Origin of the sequence: Tepidiphilus succinatimandens (genome assembly GCF_006503695.1) — a bacterium.
Classification (GTDB): Bacteria; Pseudomonadota; Gammaproteobacteria; order Burkholderiales; family Rhodocyclaceae; genus Tepidiphilus; species Tepidiphilus succinatimandens.
The window spans coordinates 1-7,980 of the sequence record NZ_SBIK01000027.1; the positions used below are offsets into that span (position 1 = coordinate 1).

At 67.4% G+C, this 7,980-nt stretch carries 3 protein-coding genes and 4 pseudogenes; all 7 read left to right on the forward strand.

What is annotated here, in order from left to right; genetic code table 11:
- Window positions 1–165: 165 nt before the first annotated feature.
- Window positions 166–1,008, forward strand: a pseudogene (locus tag EPD82_RS11680) (transposase); the annotation flags it as partial.
- 297 nt (window positions 1,009–1,305) lie between these two features.
- Window positions 1,306–2,265, forward strand: a pseudogene (locus EPD82_RS11690) (IS481 family transposase); the annotation flags it as partial.
- A 104-nt stretch (window positions 2,266–2,369) separates the two neighbouring features.
- Entirely contained in the window at window positions 2,370–4,901 is a 2,532-nt protein-coding gene (locus EPD82_RS11695) for a heavy metal translocating P-type ATPase (RefSeq protein WP_141056745.1), read from the forward strand.
- A gap of 399 nt (window positions 4,902–5,300) precedes the next feature.
- Entirely contained in the window at window positions 5,301–5,714 is a 414-nt protein-coding gene (locus EPD82_RS11700) for an MgtC/SapB family protein (protein WP_141056746.1), read from the forward strand.
- Window positions 5,715–5,758: 44 nt separating this feature from the next.
- The gene (locus tag EPD82_RS12105) at window positions 5,759–6,436 is read left to right on the forward strand and encodes a cation efflux transmembrane domain-containing protein (RefSeq protein WP_206202296.1); all 678 of its coding nucleotides are present in this window, start codon (window positions 5,759–5,761) and stop codon (window positions 6,434–6,436) included.
- Window positions 6,331–6,936 (forward strand): annotated as a pseudogene (locus EPD82_RS11705) (TCP-1/cpn60 chaperonin family protein); the annotation flags it as partial. The gene EPD82_RS12105 and the pseudogene EPD82_RS11705, both read left to right, overlap by 106 nt.
- A 188-nt stretch (window positions 6,937–7,124) precedes the next feature.
- A pseudogene (locus tag EPD82_RS11710) lies at window positions 7,125–7,817 on the forward strand (transposase zinc-binding domain-containing protein); the annotation flags it as partial.
- Between the last annotated feature and the right edge of the window lie 163 nt (window positions 7,818–7,980).

A 7,980-nucleotide genomic window follows, 5' to 3' on the forward strand; every position in this document is an offset into this window, starting at 1 on the left:
TTTCCTGGTGAGGATCGCCGAGCCGCTCGAGCTTGGCGCGATGTTCTTCTGCGGCAAAGAGGTCGGGCTGGATCGCAGTGCGGCGCGTCATGGTTCGGGCTCCTCTCGAATCAGGACAGAGGAATTTTATCAGAGACCGGGGGTAGAGGGGTTTTTCGAGGTGCCCTGACGGAACTGGCCAACACCATCGCGCATCGCGTGTGCCGGCACCTGACGCGCAAAGGCTGGCTGGAAGGCGAGGACGAATCCGTGTTTCTGTCCGACAGCGCGGGTAGCGACGACGGCATGGACGCGCTGCGGATGAGTTCGATCACCTACCGCATCGCCACCGGTCGCGACGCTGGCCGCAAGGTCGTCACCCTGAAAACGCTACCCGGTGATGCGGGTTCTCTGGACGGCGACGCCGGCAAGGTCGGCGGCTTCTCGCTGCATGCCGGCGTGGCCGCGGAAGCACACGAGAGCCACAAGCTCGAAAAGCTGTGCCGCTACATCACGCGCCCGGCGATCAGCGAGCAGCGGCTATCGATCTCATCGCAGGGTAGGGTGCGGTATCAGCTCAAGACGCCGTGGCGCAATGGGACCACGCATGTCGAATGGGATGCGGTGGACTTCATCGCCAAGCTGGCGGCACTGGTCCCGCCGCCACGCGCGCATCTCACCCGCTTCCACGGCGTATTCGCCCCGAACGCGAATCTGCGCGCGCAGCTGACGCCCTCGGGGCGCGGCAGGCGGCCTGCGAGCGATGCAGTGCCGGTGGACGTCAGCGCCCACGACGAGCCGCGCAGCCCCGAGCAGAAGCGCCGTGCGATGAGCTGGGCGCAACGGCTCAAGCGGGTCTTTTCCATCGACATCACCACCTGCGCCCACTGCGGCGGCGCGGTACGGATCGTCGCCAGCATCGAGGAACCCACCGCCATCCGCGCCATCCTCGCCCACTTCGAGAAGCACGGCGCGCTGGAGCAAGCGCACTACCGGCCCGCAGCGCGCGCCCCGCCGCCGGCCGCGTGACGAGGTGCCGGCCACTCAACCGGAAGCGAAAGCAGAATCCGATCCGATGCGGCCACGACCCCGCAGGGCTGCGCTCGGCCCTGTGCCGGGATTCGGTGAGAAATGGCTACGCACTGAGCCGCTGCGTGGCCCCGCGATGTCGAAAACCCACGCATGAACCCCCGATCTGTGCCCGATCTGTGCCCAAAGCGGCGCTTGCGCGGCCGCTTCCTACCCCTGTCGTGTCTCGGATGATTCGTTGACTGGACGACGCCGTGGTTTACTCTTGGCCCGAGAGGTCATGCTGGAGCTGAAACGATGCATCTGAGGCTGCACAAGAACGCCACCACGACACCCAGGATCCGCGCCGAGATCCAGGTCAGCAAGGAGCCCATGAGGGTTCTGGCCCAGCGCTTTGGCGTGAGTGTCTCCACCATCGCCCGCTGGAAGAAGCGTGCATCGGTTCATGACGCCTCCCATACCCCTCATCGACTGCAAACCACGCTGACGCCGGCCCAGGAGTCCATCGTGCTCGTCTTGCGTAAAAGCCTGGGCCTTTCGCTGGATGACCTGCTGGCAGTCGTACGCGAGTTCATCCATCCGACCATCTCACGCGCTGCCTTGCACCGCATGCTCAAACGCCATGGAGTGTCGGCGCGCGAGGCATTGAGCGTGGATCGCCCCAGGACCAAGCCGTTCAAGGCCTACGAGCCCGGCTTCGTCCACATCGATGTGAAGTACCTGCCGCAGATGGCGGACGAAACCACGCGGCGTTACCTGTTTGTGGCCATTGATCGCGCCACCCGCTGGGTGTTCGTGCGTGTCTATGCCAGCAAGAGCGCTACCAACGCCCGGCGCTTCCTGAAGGAATTGCACAAGGCCGCTGCCTTCCGTATCCGAACGATCCTGACCGACAACGGCAAGGAATTCACGGATCGCTTCATCACACGGGGAGAGCGTACGCCGACCGGCAGGCATCAGTTCGATCAGCTCTGCGAGGAGCTAGGCATTGAGCATCGCCTGACCCGCCCAAAACACCCGCAGACCAACGGCATGGTTGAACGCTTCAACGGGCGCATCGCCGACATCCTGCGCACCCATCACTTCCATTCCGGCGAAGAACTTGAGGCCACCATCCTGCGGTATGTCTGGCTGTACAATCACCAACTGCCACAGAAAGCCTTGGGGCATGTCAGCCCCATCCAGGCCATGATACAATGGCAGCGATCACACCCCGAACTGTTCAACAGACGTGTTACCAATCAGCCGGGACACGACACCTACCCGCCAGATTCGCAAAAAAGGGCGGTTGAACTTCCTATACCCTTCGCGTTTCCCTTTCGACCCACCGGCCACCGCGTCGAGAACCGAGGACATCGCCCATGACCGACCCGCTTCGCATCGACATTCCCCTCGTCCTCCCCGAGGTGACCGACGCAGCCGATCGCTGTGTCGGCCGGCTGCTCGCCGACCTGCAGGCGCGAGAGGGCGTTTCTAAGGCGCACGTCGTTGCGGCGAGCGAGTCCGCGCCCCCACAACTGTGCGTGCATTACGACCCGTCGGTGCTGACGCTGCCGCGGATCCGTCAGCTGGTGATCGCCGCAGGCGCGCAGGTTTCGGCGCAGTTCGGGCACGCGATCTGGCATGTCGGTGCGCCGCACGCCCGGCGGGCGCGTTCGCTTACCGAGCACCTGCGGTCGATCCCGGGGGTGTTGGATGGCGCGGTCAGCGCGAGCGGCGTGGCGCGCGTGGAGTTCGATCGAACCGTCAGCTCGGAGGAGGCCATCCGCGCGGAACTCGAGCGCCTTGCAGGCGCGACTGGCGTGGCAGCTACGACCGCAGGGGGTCGGGGCGCCGGGATCGATGAGTCGGCGCATGGCGGGCGCGGCACGCGGGATGGGCACTCCGATCAAGCGGCGCCCGATGAACGCGACCAGCACGGCAAGGGCGACGAGCACGGCCATTCCCACGGCGACGGCGGCTTCTGGTCGGGGACGGAGTTGCGCTTCGCGCTGGCGTGCGGCGTGCTACTGCTGATCGGGTTCCTGCTCGAGCGCTTCGCGACGGTGCCGACGTGGATCCCGCTCGCCGCCTACGTCGGTGCCTATGGGTTCGGCGGCTGGTTCACGGCGCGCGAGGCGCTCGACAACCTGCGAATGAAGCGGTTCGAGATCGACACCCTCATGCTCGTTGCAGCGGGGGGCGCGGCCGCGCTCGGTGAGTGGGCGGAGGGCGCCCTCCTGCTGTTTCTCTTCAGCTTCGGGCATGCCCTCGAGCATTACGCCATGGGGCGCGCGAAGCGGGCGATCGAGGCGCTGGCCGAACTCGCGCCGCGGACCGCGACCGTGCGGCGTGGCGGGGCCTTGGTCGACATCCCCGTGGAGGAGCTCGCGCTCGGCGACGTCGTGGTCGTCAAGCCCAATTCCCGCCTGCCGGCCGACGGCTTCATCATCGCCGGCGACAGCAGCATCGACCAGGCGCCGGTGACCGGGGAGAGCATTCCGGTCGACAAGCGTGCAGTCCCCGACCCGGCAGCGGCCCGCGCCAATCCGGACGGCATCGATGCCGCGCACCGCGTCTTTGCGGGCACGATCAACGGAAGCGGCGTCATCGAGATCGAGGTCACGCGCAAGTCCAGCGACAGCGTGCTGTCGAAGGTGGTCCGAATGGTCAGCGAGGCGGAGACGGAGAAGTCGCCGACGCAACGCTTCACCGACCGCTTCGAGCGCGTCTTCGTGCCGGCGGTGCTCGTGCTGGCGGTGCTGTTGCTGTTCGCCTGGGTGGTGGTGGACGAACCGTTCCGGGACAGCTTCTATCGCGCGATGGCCGTGCTGGTGGCGGCCAGCCCGTGCGCTTTGGCGATCGCGACGCCCAGCGCCGTGCTGTCCGGCATCGCCCGCGCAGCGCGCGGCGGCGTGCTGGTGAAAGGCGGGGGACCGCTGGAGAACCTCGGATCCGTGTCGGCCATTGCGTTCGACAAGACCGGCACGCTGACCGAGGGGAAGCCTCGCATCACCGATGTGGTCCCAGCCAGCGGCGTGGACCCCGCCGAGCTGCTCCGCGTCGCGGTCGCGGTCGAGAGCCTCAGCGATCATCCGCTGGCTCGCGCGATCGCGACCGACGGGCGCGCACGCCTCGGCGGCGCCGACGTGCCCCCGGCCACCGACCTCGAAAACCTCATTGGCCGCGGCGTCAAAGCGCAACTCGCGGGCGAAACGGTCTACATCGGCAAGGCCGAGATGTTCGGCACGGATGGGATCGCGCCGCTGTCGGACGAGATGGCCGCCGCGATTGCCGCGCTTCGGGAGCAGGGGCGCACCAGCATGGTCGTGCGTCGCGGCCGCGACGACCTCGGCGCGATCGGCCTCATGGATACGCCCCGCGAAGCAGCCAGGGCGGCGCTCGCTCGGCTCAAGGCGATGGGCATCCGGCGGATGATCATGATCTCCGGCGACCATCAGAAGGTGGCCGAGGCCATCGCCCGGGAGGTCGGGCTGGATGAGGCCTGGGGCGATCTGATGCCACAGGACAAGGTCGAGGCGATCAAGAAGCTGAGGGCCGAACAGAAGGTGGCTATGGTCGGCGACGGCGTCAACGATGCGCCCGCCATGGCTAGCGCGACCGTGGGCGTGGTGATGGGCGCCGCCGGGTCCGACGTGGCGATGGAGACCGCCGACGTCGCACTGATGGCCGATGACCTGTCGAACCTGCCGTTCGCGGTCGGGCTCAGCCGGAAGACCCGCGCGATCATCCTGCAGAACGTGTACGTGAGCCTCGGCATCGTCGCCGTTCTCGTTCCCGCCACGATCTTCGGATTGGGCATCGGGCCCGCGGTAGCGGTGCACGAGGGCTCCACGCTGCTGGTCGTGTTCAATGCGCTGCGGTTGCTTGCCTATCGGGAGGCCGCTCGATGAGCCGGCGAGGCGGATACGTGCCGCACTCGGCCCTTCGAATGGCGTCGGGCCGGCGAGCCTGCCCGCACGGCTGCCCGATGAACCGGGCGGTGTCATGAACATGCCCACCGACCTCACGGCTGCACTGGCGGCGGAGTTCGCTATGCCCGGCGCTTCGGTCATCCTAGAAACGGCAGTTGGATGCGCCCGAGCGTGCCGTGATGGGCGCGTCAGGCAAGGCGTGAGGACGCGGCAGGCCCGTGCCTGCGAGGACGAGCAACGCCGCATGGCGCGACCAGCGCGGTGCGATCGGGTGCATAGCGCGCTCACCCAACAGGTGAACGCGACCGAAGCCGTGAAAGTCAGCATTCATGCGGGTTGCCCAAGGATAGCGAGCGGTCAACTGCCGTTTCTAGGGTCATGCTGGTCAGCAGCCTTCGACTGCTGCTGGCGGCGGTGCTCGGCGGCGCCATCGGGTACGAGCGCGAGAAGAAGGAGCGATCGGGAGGGCTGAAGACTCACATCCTGGTGTCCGTTGGTTCGGCGCTGTTCGTGATGGCGCCGCTCTACGCAGGCGTTTCGCAGGCCGACAACACGCGGGTCGTCCAGGGCGTGGTGTCGGGTATCGGTTTCCTCGGCGCCGGCGCGATCCTCAAGCTGCAGCGGGACATGCGTGTCGAAGGGCTGACCACCGCGGCGAGCATCTGGCTCACCTCGGCGATCGGCGTCGCTGCCGGGCTCGGCAATGCGCTCCTGGCGATCATCGCCACGGGCGTGGCTCTGTTCGTGACCGCCGTGATTCCGCGCCTGGTCCCCGATGGCGGCCGGAAGTGAGTGCGGTGGACAGGCGACAAGCGACGTGACGGAGGAAGCGATCCATGGGTAAGGCATGTTGCGGGCCCGGGCCCGACGTCGAACGCCTGCAGGCGGAGCAGCGGCGGGCGCTCAAGATCGTGCTCGCGATCAATGCATCTACCTTCGCGATGATGCTGGTCGCGTCGCTGGCGAGCGGATCGGTGTCCCTGTTGTCGGGTGGGCTGGACAACCTGGGCGATGCGCTGACGTACGGCGCAAGCATCGCTGTCGTCGGCCGCCCGGCCCCCTGGAAGGCGCGAGTCAGCCTGCTCAAGGCGGCGTTGATCCTCGCTGCGGCAATGGGCGTCGCCGTCCAGCTCGCCATCCGCATCGGCGAGCCCTCGGCCCCGGCACTGGACACGATGTCCGTGGCGGCCGTACTGAACCTGGCGGCGAACGTCTATTGCCTGCGACTGCTCACACCCTTCCGGCATGGCGACATCAACATGGCGTCGTCCTGGGAGTGCTCCCGCAACGACGTGATGGAAGGCGTCGCCGTTCTGCTGACGGCGGGCGCGGTCTGGCTGACCGGCTCCGGATGGGCGGACATCGTGGTCGCCGCCGCGCTGCCGCCGGCGACGGCAACGCGATCCAGGCGCGGATCAAGCAGATCAAGGCGCAGATCGAGGAGACCACCTCCGATTACGACCGCGAGAAGCTGCAGGAGCGCGTGGCGAAGCTCGCCGGCGGCGTGGCGGTGATCAAGGTCGGCGCCGCGACGGAAGTCGAGATGAAGGAGAAGAAGGCGCGCGTCGAGGACGCGCTGCACGCGACCCGCGCGGCGGTCGAGGAAGGCATCGTGCCGGGCGGCGGCGTGGCGCTGCTGCGCGCGCGTGCGGCCATCGCCGAGCTCAAGGGCGCCAACGAGGATCAGAATCACGGCATCCAGATCGCGCTGCGCGCGATGGAAGCGCCGCTGCGCGAGATCGTCACCAACGCCGGCGAGGAGCCGTCCGTCATCGTCAACAAGGTGAAGGAAGGCACCGGCAGCTTCGGCTACAACGCGGCCACCGGCCAGTTCGGCGACATGCTCGAGATGGGCATCCTCGACCCGACCAAGGTGACCCGCACCGCGCTGCAGAACGCCGCCTCGATCGCCGGCCTGATGATCACCACCGAGGCGATGGTCGGCGAGCTGCCGAAGAAGGACGAGAAGGCCGCCGGCGCCGGCATGGGCGGCATGGGCGACATGGATTTCTAAGCCCCGCGATCCATCAAGCAAGACCACAAAGCCCGGCCTCGTGCCGGGCTTTGTGCGTTCTGGCGTCCGAGGCGGGAGACTTCCTACCCGCCCCGCGGCAATGTCTGACGCGAAGATCAGAAAACGCCGATATGAACGCGTGCTCGCGGGCGCAACCCTGAGCAGCCGTCCCTGCAACGGAGCGCTGCGTGCCGCGCCTGACCGCACCCCGGCGGCAGGCCGAGGTGTGCGCGCCACTGCCGGCCGCCCACGCCGCTGCGCGTTACGCGCGCCACCTGCCCGAGCGCACGCTGCTGTATTCGCTGGTGCAGGCGCATTGGCCGGACTTTCTCGCGCGTCTTGAGGCCGAAGACCGCCCGCTGCCCGAGTATGTGCGCGAGGAGTTCGATGCCTACCTGCGTTGCGGCGTGCTCGAGCACGGCTTCCTGCGCGTGGTCTGCGAGCACTGTCGTGCCGAGAGGCTGGTGGCGTATTCCTGCAAGAAGCGCGGCTTCTGCCCCAGCTGCGGGGCGCGGCGCATGGCCGAGAGCGCGCGGCACCTGGTGGACGAGGTGTTCGGCCCGCGGCCGGTGCGGCAATGGGTGCTGAGTTTTCCGTACCCGTTGCGCTTCCTGTTCGCCAGCAAGCCTGAGGCGATCGGCCCGGTGCTGGGCATCGTGCATCGTGTGATCGCCGGTTGGCTTGCCGATCAGGCCGGCGTGCCGCGGGATACGGCGCAATGCGGTGCGGTGATCCTGATCCAGCGCTTCGGCAGCGCGCTGAATCTCAACATCCACTTCCACATGCTGTGGCTCGACGGCGTGTACGAGGACACCACCGAGCGTCCGCAGCGCAAGCCGCGCCTGCACCGCACCCGTGCGCCCACATCGGCGCAACTGACGGGAACCTCGATCAACCCCCGTTTTCCGGGGAATTTGGGGTGAAACAGACTCTTCATGACATTCGGCACTGAATTCCACTCGATTTCCCCCCGTTTTGGCCGCTCGTTGCGGCCTCGTGCCCCGGTTTTTTCCTGCCCACGGCCGCTTTGGGCACACTGCGGCC

Bases quoted from the DNA above. Each gene is read 5' to 3' on its own strand.
- EPD82_RS12105 (WP_206202296.1), top strand. From the start codon at position 5,759: ATGGGTAAGGCATGTTGCGGGCCCGGGCCCGACGTCGAACGCCTGCAG.
- EPD82_RS11700 (WP_141056746.1), top strand. From the start codon at position 5,301: ATGCTGGTCAGCAGCCTTCGACTGCTGCTGGCGGCGGTGCTCGGCGGC.
- EPD82_RS11695 (WP_141056745.1), top strand. From the start codon at position 2,370: ATGACCGACCCGCTTCGCATCGACATTCCCCTCGTCCTCCCCGAGGTG.